Below are 16,490 nucleotides of genomic sequence, written 5' to 3'. Positions count from 1 at the left end.
GTGCCCCTCCCCGAAGCTCACTCGCCGCGGTACAACTGGCGCTTGTCGATGTAGCGCACCACGCCGTCCGGGACCAGGTACCAGACGGGATCGCCCTGCGCGACCCTCGCCCGGCAGTCGGTGGAGGAGATGGCGAGCGCGGGCACCTCCACCAGTGAGACGCCGCCCTTGGGCAGTCCGTCGTCGGTGAGGTCGTGGCCCGGCCGGGTGACGCCGATGAAGTGCGCGAGCGAGAACAGCTCCTCGGCGTCGCGCCAGGTGAGGATCTGCGACAGCGCGTCGGCCCCGGTGATGAAGAAGAGGTCCGCGTCGCTGTGGAGAGAGCGCAGGTCCCGCAGGGTGTCGATGGTGTAGGTCGCGCCGCCGCGGTCGATGTCGATCCGGCTGACCGAGAACTGCGGGTTGGACGCCGTCGCGATGACCGTCATCAGGTAGCGGTCCTCGGCGGCCGAGACGGCCTTGTGGCTCTTCTGCCACGGCTGCCCGGTCGGCACGAACACCACCTCGTCCAGGTGGAACAGGGCGGCCACCTCGCTCGCCGCCACCAGGTGTCCGTGGTGGATCGGGTCGAAGGTTCCGCCCATCACGCCGACTCGGCGCTTCCCGCGCCCGCCAGTAGGCACTTCCTGCTCTCCCATGCGTGCAGAGCCTACTGGCACGGCAGCGGACGCCTGATCAGGGTCGCCGGTTCAGCGGTCGCGGTTGAAGCGGGTGGTGATCCACAGCAGGAGCATCAGGGCACCGAAGGCGCCCAAACCGGTGAGGTAGGGGCTGAGGCTTTCGTGGTTGCCGCCGTGCTCGGCGCCCTCGGCGAGAGAGACCAGGTTGGCGGCGGTGCTGTGGAGGCTCATCTTCGACAGACCTATCGATCGGGGATGGGAGCGGAGACTTCGCGCACATCGTATGCGGGCGGTCCGGACGGGCTCACGCCGACTCAGGCGTTGGCGTCACGGTCCTTGGCCACGTCCGGGGCTCCGCCGGCCACGTCCGGGGCGTCGGAGTCCCCGCTGTCGTCGCTGCGGTAGCCCCGCAGCAGGAACCAGGCCAGCAGGGCGCCGCCCACCATGGAGGCGAGCAGCACGATGCGCAGCGTGTCCCCCGGCCCCTCCTGTGCGGCGGCCGCGAGCAGGGTGGCAGCGGTGTCGACGGTGTCCGGCATGTCGGTCGTGCTCCTCCGTGGTCCTTGGTGCCCGAGTTATCCACAGGCCCCGGCACACGGTAGCTCCACCGCCTAGGCTGGGTCCCGTCAGGGGGACGAGCACCGACTCGTACGAACAGGGGGCATCCATGACCGAGAACGACCAGGGGAACGTGCCGAGCAGGCAGCGGAAGCGGTTCCCCGGCATCTCCTCGCGGGCCTATGAGCATCCGGCCGACCGCTCGGCGCTGGTGGCGCTGCGCAAGCTCAGCGGCTTCGACACGGTCTTCAAGGCGCTCAGCGGGCTGCTGCCCGAGCGCAGCCTGCGACTCCTCTTCCTCTCGGACTCCGTCCGGGTGAGCGACGCGCAGTTCAGCCATCTCAACGACATGCTGCGGGACGCCTGTTACATCCTGGACCTGGAGAAGGTCCCGCCGATGTACGTGACGCAGGACCCGAAGCCCAACGCGATGTGCATCGGCCTGGACGAGCCGATCATCGTCGTCACCACCGGCCTGGTGGAACTCCTCGACGAGGAGGAGATGCGGGCGGTCGTCGGCCACGAGGTCGGCCACGCCCTCTCCGGGCACTCCGTGTACCGCACGGTGCTGCTCTTCCTGACGAGCCTGGCGCTCAAGATCGCCTGGATCCCGCTGGGCAACGTCGCGATCATGGCCATCGTGACGGCGCTGCGCGAGTGGTTCCGCAAGTCGGAGCTCTCGGCCGACCGGGCCGGGCTGCTCGTGGGCCAGGACGTGCGGGCCTCGATGCGCGGTCTGATGAAGATCGCAGGCGGCAACCACCTCCACGAGATGAACGTGGACGCGTTCCTCGCCCAGGCCGACGAGTACGAGAAGGCCGGGGACCTGCGGGACTCGGTCCTCAAGATCCTCAACGTGCTGCCGCGCACGCACCCCTTCACCGCCGTGCGGGCGGCGGAGCTGAAGAAGTGGTCGGAGACCCGCGACTTCCAGCGGATCATGGACGGTCACTACCCGAAGCGCTCGGAGGACAAGGACACCTCGGTCACGGACTCCTTCCGCGAGTCGGCCGGGCATTACGCCGACACGGTGCGTACCAGCAGGGATCCGCTGATGAAGCTGGTCGGCGACATAGCCGGGGGAGCCGGCGACCTGGCGGGCGACCTGGGCGGGCGGCTGCGCAGCCGGTTCGCCGGCGGCCCGGGCAAGCCGGACGGTGGCGGCACCGCCGAGGACGACAAGGGCGCCGGGGACAGCGGCTCCGAAGACGGTCCGGGCAAGGCCTGAGCGTCAGGAGAGCCCGGGCAGGGCCTGAGCGTCAGGAGAGCCCGGGTAGGGCCTGAGCGTCAGGACGGGAGCGAGGGCTGGGCGCCTGGCGCGAGCGCTCCGCACAGCGAGGGGGCGGCGGGCCGGCCCGTGGCGTACGGGTCGGTGACCACCGGTCCGCCGGCCTCGGGGGCCCGCCCTCCCGCCAGGAGCGGTGTCAGGGAGCCGGTGGTGTTCGCGCCGCACGCCTGCGGGCCCGCCTCGACGGTGCTGGTGACCAGCTCGGCCCGGTGCATGCGCAGGTCCTCGCGGTCGAAGCGGAAGTGCACCTCGCGGTGGACGGTGAAGAGGGACGCCGCCGCGACCGGCCCGCCGCCCTGACCGGCCGGGCGGAGCGCGTAGGTGTACGTGTGGTCCGCGGTGACGTCCAGGGTGTCGGGGCTGGTCTCTTCGAAGCGGAGGGTGCCCTGCACGCGGACGGCGGGGTCCGCGAGGGCGACCTGCCGGGGGTCGAAGCGGACGAGCCAGGCGGCGAGGGCGTGCCGGCCGTCGTCGGCGGGTGCCTCGACGCTCCGGTCGAACTGTTCCAGCTGGTCGGGGTCGAGCAGCAGGCGCGGGGGACGCACGGTCGCCCCGGCCACCACGCCGGGCTCCAGGGAGGAGGCCACCAGGTACTCCTTGGCGATGCTGAGGGCGGTGACGACCTGGCTCTCGGCGAAGTGGGTGGTGCGTCCGGTGACGGGGAGGTTGATGCCGGCGGCGCCGGTGCGGTACTCGGCGACGGGGCTGTGGTCGAAGAGCCGGTCGGGCACTCCGCCCGGCACGGTGCCCTGCGGGGCGAGGGGGACCACGGTGGTCCGCAGCGGCTCGGCCCGCTGGTCGGCGGGCGGCTGGTACGGATTGCGCACACCCAGGTAGATGGCGGTGCCGAAGGCCAGGAGGATCAGCAGGACCAGCAGGACGGCCTGGCGGGAACCGCTCCGGCCCTCCCGGGGAGAACCGAGACTGCGGACGGCCTGGGCGTGCTCGCCCATCCGTTCCCGGGCCGAGAACTCCTGGAGGTGGGCAGCGCGGACGAACGCCTCGTCGAAGACGACGGATCGGTACTCGTCCTCACCACCGCCGGGGAACCCCTCGGGCGTCCCCTCAGGCGGGTCGCCACGGCCTGCCATACCTTCAGGGTAGGTCCGCCGGGGCTTCGGTAAACGCCGAGCCGTCCGACAGTTCGGAGAATTGCGCCGTCAGGGTGTGCGGGGGCCTCGGAGGAGCCGGACGGCTCGGCTGCCCGGGGGACGCCGACCGTTACTTCGGGGACGCGGAGCGTGCCGCGGGGGCGTGGGCGGCGGGCGGTCCCGGGTTCGGGTTGGGCGTGTCGACACCGGTCGTGGCCGGCGGCGGCATCTGGTCCTGGCGGTTGGCCGCCGCGCCCCGGTAGACGGCGCTGAACGCCAGGGCGACCATGCCGACCCCCATGACGAGGGCGAGGAGCCAGGCGGTCGGGCGGTGCCAGCGCGCGCTGCCGCGGTAGGGGCGCAGGGCTCCGCCGTGACGGCCGTAGGGACTGGCGTCGTCGCCGATGTCGTCCGGCTCGTAGGTGAGGGCGGAGGAGTCGTGGCACTCCTCGTAGAAGTCGTCATCGCCCGGTCCCCCACCCGCGCGGGCCCGGGCGGACTCGGCCTCGGCGCGGGCCTGGGCGGCGGCGAGGAGTCGCTCGACCGCGGTCGGTTCGTGGACCGTCGCGGCCCGCACGAAGTCCTCGTCGAACACCACGTCGGCGTAGACCTCGTCGGCGCCTCCGCGGTCGACAGAGTCCTCAGGGTCCCCGCCGTCCTGGAACGGCGTGCCCCCCACGTCGTCCGGCACGGATTCAGAGTAGCCCCGGAAGGTGGTTTTGGGCAGGGAGAGTGCGAACCCTCCCGGCCCGTACCGAAAGGAGGGATTACCGCACGTGGCCGTCGCCGGTGACGATGTACTTGGTCGACGTCAGCTCGGGAAGGCCCATGGGGCCCCTGGCGTGCAGCTTCTGGGTGGAGATGCCGATCTCCGCGCCGAAGCCGAACTGTCCGCCGTCCGTGAACCGGGTGGAGGCGTTCACGGCGACCGTGGTGGAGTCGACCAGCTGGGTGAAGCGGCGCGCCGCGGCCTGCGAGGTGGTGACGATGGCCTCGGTGTGACCGGAGGACCACGTGCGGATGTGCTCGACGGCCTTGTCGAGGGAGTCGACGACGGCGGCGGCGATGTCGTACGAGAGGTACTCGGTCTCCCAGTCCTCCGGCGTGGCGGGGACGACGGTGGCCTTGGAGCCCTCGGCGAGGGCGAGGACCCGCTCGTCGGCGTGGACGGTGACCCCGGCCTCCGCGAGGGCGTCGAGGGCCCTGGGCAGGAAGGCCTGGGCGACGTCCTGGTGGACGAGGAGGGTCTCGGCCGCGTTGCAGACGCTGACCCGGTGGGCCTTGGAGTTGATCAGGATGTCGACGGCCATGTCGAGATCGGTGTGGGCGTCGACGTAGACGTGGCAGTTGCCGGTGCCGGTCTCGATGACCGGGACGGTGGACTCCTCGACGACCGTCCGGATCAGGGAGGCGCCGCCGCGCGGGATGAGGACGTCGACGAGACCGCGGGCCCGCATCAGCTCGCGGACCGACTCGCGGGACTCGCCGGGGACGAGCTGGATGGCGTCGGCGGGCAGCCCCGCGCCGCCGACGGCGTCGCGCAGGACGGTCACCAGGGCGGTGTTGGAGGCGTACGCGGAGGAGGAGCCGCGGAGCAGGACGGCGTTGCCGGACTTGAGGCAGAGGGCGGCGGCGTCGACGGTGACGTTGGGGCGGGCCTCGTAGATGATGCCGACGACGCCGAGCGGCACGCGGACCTGGCGCAGGTCGATGCCGTTGGGGAGGGTGGAGCCGCGGACGACCTCGCCGACGGGGTCGGGCAGCGCGACGACGTCACGGACGTCGGCGGCGATGGCCCGGACGCGCTCGGGGGTGAGGGTGAGCCGGTCGATGATCGCCTCGCTGGTCCCGGCGGCGCGGGCCTTGGCGATGTCCTCGGCGTTGGCCTCGACGATCTCGGCGGTACGGACTTCGAGTGCGTCCGCGATCGCCAGCAGGGCGTCGTCCTTGGCCGCACGCGGGAGTGGCGCGATTTCGGCGGCGGCGCCACGGGCCCGGTAGGCGGCCCGGGTGACCGGGGACAGGTTGTCGAGGGGCGTGAGCGAGGTCATGCCCGCAGGGTACTGGCACCCCTGCGGACATCCCTCACGTATCCCGCACTCCGAGACGTACCCAGTCGCTCGCGAGACCCGCCCCCGCCGCCGGAACACGGCCGACGGTCGCGGGACCCGGCCCCGCCGCTGCGAGGATCCCCAGCCGCCGCAGGGCCCGGAGACGGCCCCTCCCTCGCGGGACGCGGCCCGCCCCTCTGGGGGCGCGCCGCCCGTCCGTCAGTACGGGTGGACGCCGACCGGGGCGGCCGGTGGCGGGCCGTAGCCCTCCGCGATCCGCTGGTGGTAGGTCTCGCGGTCGATGACCTCGAGGCCGACGATCTCCCAGGGCGGCAGCTTGGCGGTCTGCCGGTGCTCGCCCCACAGGCGCAGGGCGACGGCCGCGGCGTCGTGCAGGTCGCGGGCCTCCTCCCAGTACCGGATCTCGGCGTGGTCGTTGGCGTACCGGCTGGTCAGCAGGAAGGGGTGGTCGTGGGCCAGCTGTTCCAGCCCGCGTCGCACCTCGTTCAGCGGCGACTCCACACCCGACACGCTGAGGGTGATGTGCCAGAGCTTGGACACGGGCTGTTCCTTGGCGCGTGCCTCGCGTGTCTCGCGAGCTTCCCCTGCCTCGCGAACCTCATGTGTCTCGGTGCTGGTCTCGGTCTTCCTGTCCGTGGACCTGTCCCGTGCCTCGTCGAAGTCGGCTCCGGCCTCGACACTGGTCAGGGCGCGTTCGGCAGTCCCTCGGGGCGTGGCCCCTGGGCGCGCTCGTCTCACCGGCGGCCTCCTGTGTGATGCGTGTGGTGCTGTACCCCGCCCCTGCTCTCTTACCCCCGAGACAAAGTTGACCAGCCCGAGGGCGTACATGGGGCGGTTTTGGTAAACGTCCCTTCCGGATGGCCGCACTTTCAGCCGTTTCGGGAGGGGCGCGAGGGTCAGCCGATGACGACCAGGCCGTCGCGGTGGACGACTTCGCGCTCGTACTCGGGGCCGAGCGCCTTGGCGAGCTCGTGGGTGGAGCGCCCGAGCATCCGGGGCAGCTCCTTGGCGTCGAAGTTGACGAGGCCGCGGGCGACGGCCCGGCCCGCGGTGTCGCGCAGTTCGACGGGGTCGCCGGCCACGAAGTCGCCCTCGACTCCCGCGACACCGGCCGCGAGCAGGGACTTCTTACCCTCGACGACAGCGCGTACGGCTCCGTCGTCCAGGGTCAGGGAGCCCTGCGGGGTGGAGGCGTGGGCGAGCCAGAGGAGGCGGTCGGCTGAGCGACGGCCGGTGCGGTGGAAGTAGGTGCCGGTGTCCCGGCCGGCGAGGGCGTCGGCGGCGCGGCTCGCGGAGGTGAGGACCACGGGGGTGCCGGCGGCGGCGGCGATCCGGGCGGCCTCGACCTTGGTGACCATGCCGCCGGTGCCGACGCCCGCCTTTCCGGCCGAGCCGATCTCCACATGGGCGATGTCGGCGGGGCCGCTGACCTGCGCGATCCTCGACGTGCCGGGCTTGGACGGGTCGCCGTCGTAGAGGCCGTCGACGTCGGAGAGCAGGACGAGCAGGTCGGCGCGGACGAGATGGGCGACGAGGGCGGCGAGCCGGTCGTTGTCGCCGAAGCGGATCTCGTCCGTGGCGACGGTGTCGTTCTCGTTGACGACCGGCAGCGCGCCCATGGCGAGCAGCTGGTCGAGGGTCCGGTAGGCGTTGCGGTAGTGGGCGCGCCTGCTGGTGTCGTCGGTGGTGAGCAGGACCTGGCCGACGCGGACGCCGTAGCGGGCGAAGGAGGCGGTGTAGCGGGCGACGAGGAGCCCCTGGCCGACGCTGGCGGCGGCCTGCTGGCGGGCGAGGTCCTTGGGCCGGCGGGTGAGGCCGAGCGGTGCGAGACCGGCGGCGATGGCGCCGGAGGAGACGAGGACGATCTCCTTCTCGCCTCCGCTGCGGACCTTGGCGAGCACGTCGACGAGGGCGTCGACGCGGTCGGCGTCGAGCCCTCCGGAGGCGGTGGTGAGCGAGGAGGAGCCGACCTTGACGACGATCCTGCGGGCCTCCGTCACGTACTGCCTCGTCGCGTCCGTCTGTCCCGTCACCTGCGTCGTCACTTCTGCCGCCACCTGCGTCGTCCTCACTCGGCTGTCCTTCGCGCCGCGTGCTCCCGCTGCGGCCGCCAGGGCAATCTACGCGAGCCGGGAGGGCTGCCGCTCGTCCGTTTCGGTCCCTGGACCGGAGTCCTTGGGGTCCTGTCCGGCACGCCGGGGCACCAGGATCCGCTGCGAGATCAGGTAGGTGAACGGGATGGCGACGACGGCGGCGGCGAGTGGCGCGATTCTGTCGTCCATTCCGGCCCAGGTGACGAGCGCGTACAGGCCGACGCTCTGCACCAGGTAGTTGGTGACGTTGGTGAGGGGGAAGAGGGCGAACTTCTTCCAAGTCGGCCGGGTGCGGTAGGTGAAGTAGGTGTTGAGGAAGAAGGAGCCGATCATGCTGAGGAGGAAGGCGAGGGAGTACGCGGCGAAGTACGGCATCCACGGGTGGAGCAGCAGGTAACACCCGAAGAAGGTGCCGGTGTTGACCCCGCCGACGAGCGCGAAGCGGAATATCTCGGCGAGGCGTCCGCGCCCCGCGCGGGCCGGCTTGCCCGGGTCGGTGCCCATCAGCGCTCCCCCTCGGTGGCCACGACCTCGGTGGCGACGGCCTCGGTGGCCACGACGCGGATCCGTTCGGCGGCGGCGCGTTCGGCGGCCCCCCGGCCGAAGGAGCGGTGGGTCTCCTTCACGAGGAAGTGCGGCCGGCGCTTGGTCTCGTAGTAGATGCGGCCGATGTACTCGCCGATCAGCCCCAGCATCACCATCTGCACGCCGCCGAGGCCCACGATGATCGCGACCAGGGTGACGTATCCGGGGGCCGTGACGCCCTGGGAGAGGGCGGCGACGGTCACCCACACCGCGTAGAGGGCGGCGAGGCCGCTCAGCATCATCCCGAGCCAGAGCGCGATGCGCAGCGGACGGTTGTTGAAGGAGATCAGCCCGTCCATGCCGTAGTTGACCAGGGAGCTGAACCGCCACTTCGTCTCACCGCCCTCGCGTGCGGCGTTCTGGTAGTCGAAGGTGACGGTGTCGAAGCCGATCCAGGAGAAGAGCCCCTTGGAGAAGCGGTTGTACTCGGGCAGCGAGAGCAGGGCGTCGACGGCCGGGCGGGAGAGCAGACGGAAGTCGCCGACGCCGTCGGTGAGTTCCACGTCGACCCAGCGGTTGACGGCCCGGTAGTACATTCGGCTGAGCGCGGAGCGGAGCTTCTTGTCCCCTTCGCGGGTCCGCCGCGCCATCACCTGGTCGTGGCCCTGGTGGTGCAGGTCCAGCATGCGCGCGAGGAGTTCGGGCGGGTGCTGGAGGTCGGCGTCCATGATGACCACGGCGTCGCCGGTGGACTTGCGGAGCCCGGCCAGCATGGCGGCCTCCTTGCCGAAGTTGCGGCTGAAGGAGGCGTACTGGGTCCGGTGCGGGTGCCGGGCGGCGATCTGGCGGAGCTTGTCCAGCGTTCCGTCGGAGCTGCCGTCGTCGACGTAACAGATCTCGTAACCGACGGGGAGCGTGTCGAGCACCTGGCGCATCCGCGCGTCGAAGCGTTCGACGACGTCCTCCTCGTTGAAGCAGGGGACGACGACGGAAAGCCTGGTCATTGAACGGTCACTCCAGAGGGATGGGCGAGAGTACGTCCTGAGGGACCGCCGCCGGACTCTCCTTCGAGCAGCGCGGCCAGGGTACGGAGCGGCGGTGACCGTCCGGCGTCGCCCGAGTGGCCTCCCTCGGTCGGCATGTCGTCCATGCAGCAAAGCATGCGGGGCGGATATTGATATACGTGGCATTTTTACTCTTTTGTCACCCGTAGAGACCCGTACGGACGACACCGTGGCGGCCCGCTGCCCCGGCTGTGCCGTGCCACGGGTCCAGGCGTGCGGACCTCGGCCACCTGGAGCGAAGACCGGTGAGTAGGACGACCCTCTCGGAACGTGGTGAGGCACGGATGCCGGACGGCGGCGGAGAGGACTCCGCGTCCTCGGGAGGTCTCGGGCGGGCACTCCCCCGGGTCGCGCTCGCCGTCGCCGCTGGGGCGGGGGCGCTGCTCGCGGTCGGCGCCTTCCTCGGGCTGTACGTACGCCCCACGTCGGACGACTGGTGCGCGCTCTGGAAGGCCCGGGACATGGGCGTCCTCGGCATCACGGCGGACTTCTACGACACCCAGAACGGACGCGTCACCAACGCCTTCCTGACCGGGCTGCTCTACTCCGACGGCATGCGGGGGCCGAAGCTGCTGCCCGCCTTCCTCGTGGTGGCGCTCGCCACCGGCCTGTTCCTGCTCGCCCGCGCCGCCCTGCGCTCCCTGCACCGCGCCACGGCCGTGCGAACCGGGCCCGCCGAGCCCACGCGGCGACCCACCGTCCCGCTCGTGGCCGCGGCGGCGCTCCTCCCCGCGCTGCTGTTCTTCGCCGGCACCCGCTCGTACCAGGTGCTGCTCTGGGCACCCGCCACCATCTCGCACACCCTGCCGAGCGTGATCGGCCTCTGGACCGTGCTCGGCGCCGTCCGAGCCGCCCGCTGCGGCCTGCGGTGGGCCAGGACCGCCGCGGTGGGGTCGGCGCTCCTGGTCGGGGCGGCGCTCGGCATGCTGAGCGAACCGTTCACCCTGGTGGCCGGCCTGTTCGCGGCCACCGTCGGCATCCTCTGTCTGCCCCGGTTCGGCTGGGTGAAGGACCGGTACGTCTCCACCTGGTGCGCGGGGGCATGCTTGGGGCTCCTCGTCGGGCTCGTCCTGCTCTACACCTCACCCGGCGCACGCTGGCGGCGCGCCCAGCACCCGCCCGAGCCGCTGTCGGCGGCCGAGCTCGGAGCGACGTTCCACGACTGGTGGCGCCTGTGGCAGACGGTCGGCGGCCAGTGGGCGTACCTGGGGGCCGTCGCCGTCGGCGCGCTCCTCGGCCTGACGCTGGCCGCCGCCGGGCCCCGGCGGGACGGCGGGGCCTCCCACGGGAGCGCCTCGGGACTCCCGCCCCGCGGGCTGTTCCTGGTCGCGGTGCTGCTGCCGCTCCCGCTGATCGCCCTCGCCTCGCTGGCCGTGGTCTTCGGACTGCGCAGCGGATACGGCGCCGTCGGCTGGACGTACGGCCGCACCTGGACGAGCTTCCTCCTGCCGCTGCTGCTCGTCCTCTGCGCGTACGGGGCGTGGGGCGGCCGCCTGCTGGGGCGGCGTCTGCTGGAGTCCCCGCGCCCCGCGGGACGGGCCGCCGCGCTCGTGGCGATCGGCGCGGTCGCCGTCGGCAGCGCGGCCGCCCTGGTGCAGCCGGTGTACGCGCTGACCACGGAGACGGTCGTACGCGCTGCCGCCTGGGACCGTCAGAACGCCCGCATCCGGGCGGAGGCGGCGGCGGGCGCCCGCGACGTCGTGTACGAGCCGCTCCTCATCGGCGGCCTCACCGAGCCCCTCTTCGCCTCCTCGTACGCGCGGGACTGGGCGGCGCAGTGCACGGCCACGTACTACGGGGTGGACCGCATCCACCGTCCTTGAGACGCGCCCGGACACAGACGCGCACGCGGGCACTGGCGCCGGCACCGGGACCGGGACCGGGACCGGCACTGGCACTGGCACTGGCACTGGCACTGGCACGCGAAAACGGGGTGCCCCGGTCAGGGACACCCCGCCTCCGCGTGTTGCTCGCGTCAGACCGCCGCGCGGACCGCGCGGTTCGCGCCCCAGCCCTCCCAGGCGGAGCTGATCATGGAGCGGACGTCGTGCTGCGCCTTCCAGCCCAGCTCCGACTCGATGCGCTCCGCCGAGGCGACCACACGGGCCGGGTCGCCCGGACGGCGCGGGGTGACCAGGGGCTCGACGCTGTGACCGGTGATCTCGTTGATCAGGTTCACCATCTCGCGCACCGACACGCCCTCGCCGCGCCCGATGTTCAGGGTCAGCGTGGCCGTCTCGCCGGCCTCGGCCGCCGCGACGAGCGCGCGGGCCGCGGCCAGGTGCGCGTCCGCGATGTCGGCGACGTGGATGTAGTCGCGGATGCAGGTGCCGTCCGGCGTCGGGTAGTCGTCACCGAAGATGCGCGGCGACTCACCGGCGTCGAGGCGCTCGAAGACCATCGGCACCAGGTTGAAGACACCGGTGTCGGCGAGCTCCGGGGCGGCCGCGCCCGCCACGTTGAAGTACCGCAGGCAGGCCGTGGAGAGGCCGTGCGCCTGGCCGACGGCGCGCGCCATCCACTCGCCGACGAGCTTGGTCTCGCCGTACGGGCTGAGGGGCAGGCACTCGGTGTCCTCGGTGACCAGGTCCACGTCGGGCATGCCGTAGACGGAGGCGGAGGAGGAGAAGAGGAAGCTCTTGACGCCCGCGGAGGCGGCCGCGTCGAGGATGGTCTGCAGACCCGTCACGTTCTCGTGGTAGTAGAACAGCGGCTTCTCGACGGACTCGCCGACCTGCTTCTTGCCGGCCAGGTGGACGATGCCCGTGATCCGGTGCTCGCGCAGCACCCGGTCCAGGAACGCGCGGTCGAGGACCGTGCCCTGCTCCAGGACGATGCCCTCGGGGACGCGCGCGGGGTTGCCGGTGCTGAGGTCGTCGACCACGACGACGCTCTCGCCGCCCTCGGTCATTGCTTTGACGACGTGGGAACCGATGTAACCGGCGCCGCCGGTGATGAGCCAGGTCATTCCGACAGTGTAGTCACAGCCTCCGGGCCCTCCGGCGGCCGCGGAAGTGGCCCCGGACACGCGACCTGCGAAGACGTCCCGACACGCGGAGGCCTCACCCGGACAGCCGGTCGCGACACGCGGAAGCCCCGCTCCGACACGGGTCGGGGCGGGGCTTCCGTGACCGTTCGAGGCCGGGTCGGCCTAGCGCTCGATCTCCTCGAACGCCGCCTCCCACTGGTCGAGGACGTGCGGCAGCGCCAGGTGGGCGACGTGCTCGCGACCCGCCCTGCCGTACCGCAGGCGCATCGCGGAGTCGTCCATCAGCTCGCCGAGCGCGGCGGCGAGGCCCGGCACGTCGGCCGGCGGCACCAGAGTGCCGGAGACGCCGTCCGCGACGAGCTCCCGGACACCGCCGGAGACGTCGAAGCTCACGCACGGCACGCCGCAGGCGGCGGCCTCGGCCAGCGCCATCGGGCGGCCCTCGCGCTCACTGCTGATCGCGACGACGGACAGCTCGCGGTAGGCGGCGGCCATGTCCTGCGCCGTGCCCCGGAACACGACCTGGTCTGCGACGCCGAGGTCCTCGGCGCGCATCCGGAGCTCGCCCTCCAGGGGGCCCTCGCCGAAGAGGTGCAGCTCCCAGCCGTCGCGGCCCTGGTGGGCCAGCGCGAAGGCCTCGATCATCCGGTCGTACCGCTTGATCGGGTCGAGGCGGCCGACCGCGCCGATCCTGCGGGTGTCGAGCGGGGCCAGCTCGTCCGGGAAGAACGGCAGCGGGTTCGGCATGACCCGCACGTTCGGGACGCGCTGGTTGACGAACTCGACCCCGTCGCCCTCGGAGAGCACCAGGGTCTGCTCCAGCGCCGGGTAGTGGCGCCGGATCAGGCCCAGGTTGGCACTCCGCTTCGCCTGCGCGAAGGACTCGTGGTACTGCCCGATGCCCTTGAGGTGACGCCACTTCAGCGGCATGACCCAGTCCACCGCCCACGGCGAGCCGAAGACGATGTAGCCGTCCTCGACCTCGGCGAGCTTGCGCTCGAACTCCGCCCGCGCGTTGTCGCGGTCGGAGCGGGCCCGGCGGGCGTCGGCGCGCCGCGCCAGGCTGATCCGGTCGCCGACCGTGCGCACGGGCGGCTTGGGCTCGGAGGGGGCCGGGTAGAGCGTCGAGTGCCGGTACGCGCGCGTGGCGTTGTACGGGAACGGCTCCGGGCTCGGCCGGATGCCGATCAGCTCGACGCGGTGGCCGCGCTCCCCCATGCCCTGGGCGAGGGTGTGGAGCACCCGCTGGGATCCGCCCATCGAGTCGACGTCGATGCCGACGAAGAACACGTTGCGGACAGGGGAGGCCTCAGTCATGGGTGCCGCCTTCGAAAAAAGCATCGACCACCATCTTGCTGGCGTGGCCGGTCTCGTACGAGCAGAACATTTCCTGGAAGCGCGCGTACCGCTGGGCGTGGCGCTCCTGGGTGCCCTCCAGGTCCCGCACGGCGGCGGCGAGGTCCTCGGTGGTCGTCACCATCGGGCCGGGAGCGATCTCCTCGAGGTCGTAGTACGTGCCACGGTCGCCGCCCTTGTACGCCTCGTAGTCGTCCGTGTAGAGGATGATCGGACGGCCGGTGTTGGCGTAGTCGAACATCAGCGACGAGTAGTCCGTGAGGACCGCGTCCGAGGCCAGCATCACGTCGTTGATGTCGGCGTAGGAGGAGCCGTCGCGCAGGAAGTGCCCCAGCTCCGGAGCGATCTTGAACCGGTCGTACGGGTGGGTCCGGACGACGATGATCCACTCGTCGGACAGGTGCGGGGCGAGCGCCTCGAAGTCCACCCGCACCGACTGACCGGTGCGGCGGGCCGCGTCACGGAAGGTCGGGGCGTAGAGCAGGACCTTCTTGTCGGCCGGGATGTTCAGGGCCTCGCGGACGGTGGCGGCCCTGGCCTGCTGCTCCGGCTCGGCCCAGCGCACCAGCACGTCGTTGCGCGGGTAGCCGGAGCGGATCAGGTCGGCCGACACCTCGAAGGCCGGCACGAAGGTCCGCTCGAACTCGGCGGACGGGCAGACGAGCGCGTCCCAGCGGCCCACGGCCGCGCGGAAGCGCCCCTTCTCGATCTCCGACGCGCCCCGCAGCGAGGGCACGTCGAAGCCCATCGCCTTGAAGGTCTGACCGTGCCAGGTCTGCAGGTACCGGGTGCCCTTGGGCTTCGGGTACAGGTACGGCAGGTTGTGCGAGTCGACCCAGTAGGTGGCGCGGGCCAGGGCGCGCCCGTACGCGAAGCTGCCGCGGCGGACGAGGGTCACGTCCTTCGGGAAGGACGAACGGTCGCCGGAGTACGCCCAGACCACGTCGATCGGGAGGTTGCGGCGCTTGAGCTCCTCGTAGATGTAGCGCGGGCTGTCCGCGTAGCCGCGGCCCTCCATCGCCTCGAACACGGCGAGGCTGCGCTTGCGCGGGAGCTTGGACACGGCGTCGTACGCGGTGGCCTTGCCCTCGTTGCCGACGAGGATCTTCCTGACCTTGCCGACCTTGCCCTTGGCCTTGCGGGCCATGGGGCCGAGCGGTTCGAGGGACTTCAGGACGCCGGAGCGCTGCCAGGTCACCTCAAGGCGTCCGGCACCCTTCTGCTCCGCCCTGATGCGGAGGTGGTGGATGCCGAACGTGTGGTAGGTGACGGTGGCCCGGAAGTCCGGCTGGTCGTGCTCGGCCAGCAGGATGTCCGTGCGGCGCGCGCCGTCCCGCTCCAGGGCGATCACCGGGTGGCGTCGCGTCGCCACGCCGACCTTGCCGACGGGCACCTTGCGGAAGTCGAGCGCGGCCTTGGAGACGTACTGCCCCTCGCCCTCCGGGTGGAGGGTCAGCGGCACCGAGAGCGGCGTCTTGTGCGCGGCCAGCTTCACGGAGGCCTGGGTGCCCTCGGTGATCAGACCGGCGGGGTCGAACGTGCGGATCTCCAGGTGCAGGACCGGGCCCCGCATCGTCACGGAGGTCAACTCGTGCCGGATGCGGCCGGTGGCGAGCACCTGCTCGCGCAGGTACCACTCGCTGATGTCCAGCGCGGCGCGGGCGGCGTCGTCGGCCGGGGCGACGGCGCCCCAGTACGTGGCCTCGCCCTCGTCCGTCACGAAGCGCGGGGCGAGCTGCGGACGGCCCAGCTGGCGGGCCGCGACCTGGAGGTCGTCGAGGCGGCCGGTGCGCAGCAGGTGGATGCAGATGCGCTCCTCGCGGGAGAGCCGGGCGTAGGTCTCGTCGGAGATCTCGTCCAGGTAGGGGTTGACCACGTCCGCGAACTCGGCGACCCAGGCGGTGTCGCGGAACGGCAGGTCGCCCAGGTACAGACGGAAGTCGTGGCGGAGGAACTTGTAGTCCTTCTCCGCGCGCAGCTCCGCGCGGCCGTTCTCCTCGAACCAGGTGTCGATGAGCCGGGCCACGCCGATGCGGTCCGCGACGTTCTGGATCTTGTGACGGCTGGAGGAGATGGAGACGCTCTCCGGGGCGAGGCGCCAGGTGTAGACCGACCACGGGACGACGGCGAAGGACTCCGCGAGCGAGAACGCCTGCGCGGAGAACAGCTGGTCCTCGTAGTGGATGCCCTCGGGGAAGGTCAGCGCGTTGTCCCGGATGAAGGCGGTCCGGTAGAGCTTGTTCGTCGACAGGTGGTCGAAGAAGTACTCGGGGCGCTCGGCGATGCCGTTCACGACCCGCTTCTCGGTGAAGAGGTGCGGGTACCAGAGGCCGGTGGTGTTCGACTCCTCGAAGAGGCGGGTCACCTCACCGGTGACGAAGTCTACGCCGGTCTCCTCGGCGACGAGCAGCAGGCTCTTGCAGGCGTGACGCGGCAGCTCGTCGTCGCTGTCGAGGAACATGACGTACGGGGCGCGCGCGACGGCGATGCCCCGGTTGCGGGGCGCGCTGCAGCCGCCGCTGTTCTGCTCCAGGCGCACGTAGCGCACGCGCGGGTCGGATGCCTCCAGGGCGCGCGCGACGCGCTCGGTGCCATCGGTCGAACAGTCGTCGGCGATGATCACTTCGAGGTTGTTCAGGGTCTGGTCGAGCAGTGACCGAACCGCTCGCGGGAGCCGTTCCTCATCGTTGTAGACGATGACGACGACGCTCACATCAGGGACGTCGCTAGTCGGCATCCAAGTCCTCTCAAAGTGCGTGCGGCAACGTCTGGCACGCGTTCCGGCCAGGCGCGGCGCTGCCTGCGCCATGGTCAATGGCGCACTACTGCCTTCA

General features: G+C 71.6%; 15 protein-coding genes. 2 read left to right on the top strand and 13 right to left on the bottom strand.

Features of this window, described 5'->3' with window-relative positions; genetic code table 11:
* Positions 1-17: 17 nt before the first annotated feature.
* The 3 genes from nadD to ACRRSS_RS05450 all read right to left on the bottom strand — a co-directional run bounded on the left by nadD (position 18) and on the right by ACRRSS_RS05450 (position 1,159).
* On the bottom strand, positions 18-638 hold the full coding sequence (gene nadD / locus ACRRSS_RS05460) for a nicotinate-nucleotide adenylyltransferase (RefSeq protein WP_435970071.1): 621 nt from the start codon (positions 636-638) through the stop codon (positions 18-20).
* A gap of 51 nt (positions 639-689) precedes the next feature.
* On the bottom strand, positions 690-851 hold the full coding sequence (locus ACRRSS_RS05455) for a hypothetical protein (protein ID WP_351901548.1): 162 nt from the start codon (positions 849-851) through the stop codon (positions 690-692).
* Positions 852-934: 83 nt separating this feature from the next.
* A complete protein-coding gene (locus ACRRSS_RS05450) occupies positions 935-1,159 on the bottom strand; it encodes a hypothetical protein (protein WP_435975520.1) in 225 nt (74 codons plus the stop codon).
* Positions 1,160-1,287: 128 nt separating this feature from the next.
* On the opposite strand from ACRRSS_RS05450, the gene ACRRSS_RS05445 reads away from it, so the two are divergent.
* A complete protein-coding gene (locus ACRRSS_RS05445; RefSeq protein ID WP_435970070.1) occupies positions 1,288-2,406 on the top strand; it encodes a M48 family metallopeptidase in 1,119 nt (372 codons plus the stop codon).
* Positions 2,407-2,465: 59 nt separating this feature from the next.
* On the opposite strand, the gene ACRRSS_RS05440 is transcribed toward ACRRSS_RS05445, so the two are convergent.
* From ACRRSS_RS05440 to ACRRSS_RS05410, 7 genes are all read right to left on the bottom strand, one after another.
* Positions 2,466-3,557, bottom strand: a complete 1,092-nt coding sequence (locus tag ACRRSS_RS05440) for a hypothetical protein (protein WP_435970069.1) — start codon at positions 3,555-3,557, stop codon at positions 2,466-2,468.
* A gap of 130 nt (positions 3,558-3,687) precedes the next feature.
* Positions 3,688-4,248, bottom strand: coding sequence for a hypothetical protein (locus ACRRSS_RS05435; RefSeq protein WP_435970068.1), 561 nt, complete (start codon positions 4,246-4,248; stop codon positions 3,688-3,690).
* Between the two features lie 76 nt (positions 4,249-4,324).
* Entirely contained in the window at positions 4,325-5,608 is a 1,284-nt protein-coding gene (locus ACRRSS_RS05430; protein WP_435970067.1) for a glutamate-5-semialdehyde dehydrogenase, read from the bottom strand.
* Between the two features lie 219 nt (positions 5,609-5,827).
* Positions 5,828-6,367, bottom strand: coding sequence for a hypothetical protein (locus ACRRSS_RS05425; protein WP_435970066.1), 540 nt, complete (start codon positions 6,365-6,367; stop codon positions 5,828-5,830).
* A gap of 158 nt (positions 6,368-6,525) precedes the next feature.
* On the bottom strand, positions 6,526-7,629 hold the full coding sequence (gene proB / locus ACRRSS_RS05420; RefSeq protein WP_435975258.1) for a glutamate 5-kinase: 1,104 nt from the start codon (positions 7,627-7,629) through the stop codon (positions 6,526-6,528).
* 120 nt (positions 7,630-7,749) lie between these two features.
* Positions 7,750-8,226 (bottom strand): GtrA family protein, encoded by a 477-nt coding sequence (locus ACRRSS_RS05415; protein ID WP_435970065.1) that lies wholly within the window; start codon positions 8,224-8,226, stop codon positions 7,750-7,752.
* Positions 8,226-9,251, bottom strand: a complete 1,026-nt coding sequence (locus tag ACRRSS_RS05410; RefSeq protein WP_435970064.1) for a glycosyltransferase family 2 protein — start codon at positions 9,249-9,251, stop codon at positions 8,226-8,228. The genes ACRRSS_RS05415 and ACRRSS_RS05410 overlap by 1 nt, the downstream gene beginning before the upstream one ends.
* A 305-nt stretch (positions 9,252-9,556) precedes the next feature.
* Between ACRRSS_RS05410 and ACRRSS_RS05405 the strand changes: the two genes are divergently transcribed.
* A complete protein-coding gene (locus ACRRSS_RS05405) occupies positions 9,557-11,134 on the top strand; it encodes a hypothetical protein (RefSeq protein WP_435970063.1) in 1,578 nt (525 codons plus the stop codon).
* A gap of 152 nt (positions 11,135-11,286) precedes the next feature.
* On the opposite strand, the gene galE is transcribed toward ACRRSS_RS05405, so the two are convergent.
* The 3 genes from galE to ACRRSS_RS05390 form a co-directional block, all read right to left on the bottom strand.
* Positions 11,287-12,279: a UDP-glucose 4-epimerase GalE gene (gene galE, locus ACRRSS_RS05400; protein ID WP_435970062.1), complete on the bottom strand. Its 993-nt coding sequence runs from the start codon at positions 12,277-12,279 to the stop codon at positions 11,287-11,289.
* Positions 12,280-12,462: 183 nt separating this feature from the next.
* Positions 12,463-13,617: a glycosyltransferase gene (locus ACRRSS_RS05395; protein ID WP_435970061.1), complete on the bottom strand. Its 1,155-nt coding sequence runs from the start codon at positions 13,615-13,617 to the stop codon at positions 12,463-12,465.
* Positions 13,610-16,393 carry a bifunctional glycosyltransferase/CDP-glycerol:glycerophosphate glycerophosphotransferase gene (locus ACRRSS_RS05390; RefSeq protein WP_435970060.1) on the bottom strand — a complete coding sequence of 928 codons (2,784 nt, stop codon included), beginning with the start codon at positions 16,391-16,393 and terminating at the stop codon, positions 13,610-13,612. The genes ACRRSS_RS05395 and ACRRSS_RS05390 overlap by 8 nt, the downstream gene beginning before the upstream one ends.
* Between the last annotated feature and the right edge of the window lie 97 nt (positions 16,394-16,490).

Origin of the sequence: Streptomyces sp. Qhu_M48 (genome assembly GCF_051305195.1) — a bacterium.
Lineage (GTDB): Bacteria > Actinomycetota > Actinomycetes > Streptomycetales > Streptomycetaceae > Streptomyces.
Note: the sequence above shows the minus strand (reverse complement) of the source record. Positions and strands in the feature narration are given on the sequence as shown.

Excerpts from the sequence above, each read along its gene's own strand:
- ACRRSS_RS05445 (WP_435970070.1), top strand. The coding sequence starts at position 1,288 with ATGACCGAGAACGACCAGGGGAACGTGCCGAGCAGGCAGCGGAAGCGG.
- nadD (WP_435970071.1), bottom strand. The coding sequence starts at position 638 with ATGGGAGAGCAGGAAGTGCCTACTGGCGGGCGCGGGAAGCGCCGAGTC.
- ACRRSS_RS05415 (WP_435970065.1), bottom strand. The coding sequence starts at position 8,226 with ATGGGCACCGACCCGGGCAAGCCGGCCCGCGCGGGGCGCGGACGCCTC.
- ACRRSS_RS05440 (WP_435970069.1), bottom strand. The coding sequence starts at position 3,557 with ATGGCAGGCCGTGGCGACCCGCCTGAGGGGACGCCCGAGGGGTTCCCC.
- ACRRSS_RS05430 (WP_435970067.1), bottom strand. The coding sequence starts at position 5,608 with ATGACCTCGCTCACGCCCCTCGACAACCTGTCCCCGGTCACCCGGGCC.
- ACRRSS_RS05455 (WP_351901548.1), bottom strand. The coding sequence starts at position 851 with ATGAGCCTCCACAGCACCGCCGCCAACCTGGTCTCTCTCGCCGAGGGC.
- ACRRSS_RS05395 (WP_435970061.1), bottom strand. The coding sequence starts at position 13,617 with ATGACTGAGGCCTCCCCTGTCCGCAACGTGTTCTTCGTCGGCATCGAC.
- ACRRSS_RS05450 (WP_435975520.1), bottom strand. The coding sequence starts at position 1,159 with ATGCCGGACACCGTCGACACCGCTGCCACCCTGCTCGCGGCCGCCGCA.
- ACRRSS_RS05390 (WP_435970060.1), bottom strand. The coding sequence starts at position 16,393 with ATGCCGACTAGCGACGTCCCTGATGTGAGCGTCGTCGTCATCGTCTAC.
- ACRRSS_RS05410 (WP_435970064.1), bottom strand. The coding sequence starts at position 9,251 with ATGACCAGGCTTTCCGTCGTCGTCCCCTGCTTCAACGAGGAGGACGTC.
- galE (WP_435970062.1), bottom strand. The coding sequence starts at position 12,279 with ATGACCTGGCTCATCACCGGCGGCGCCGGTTACATCGGTTCCCACGTC.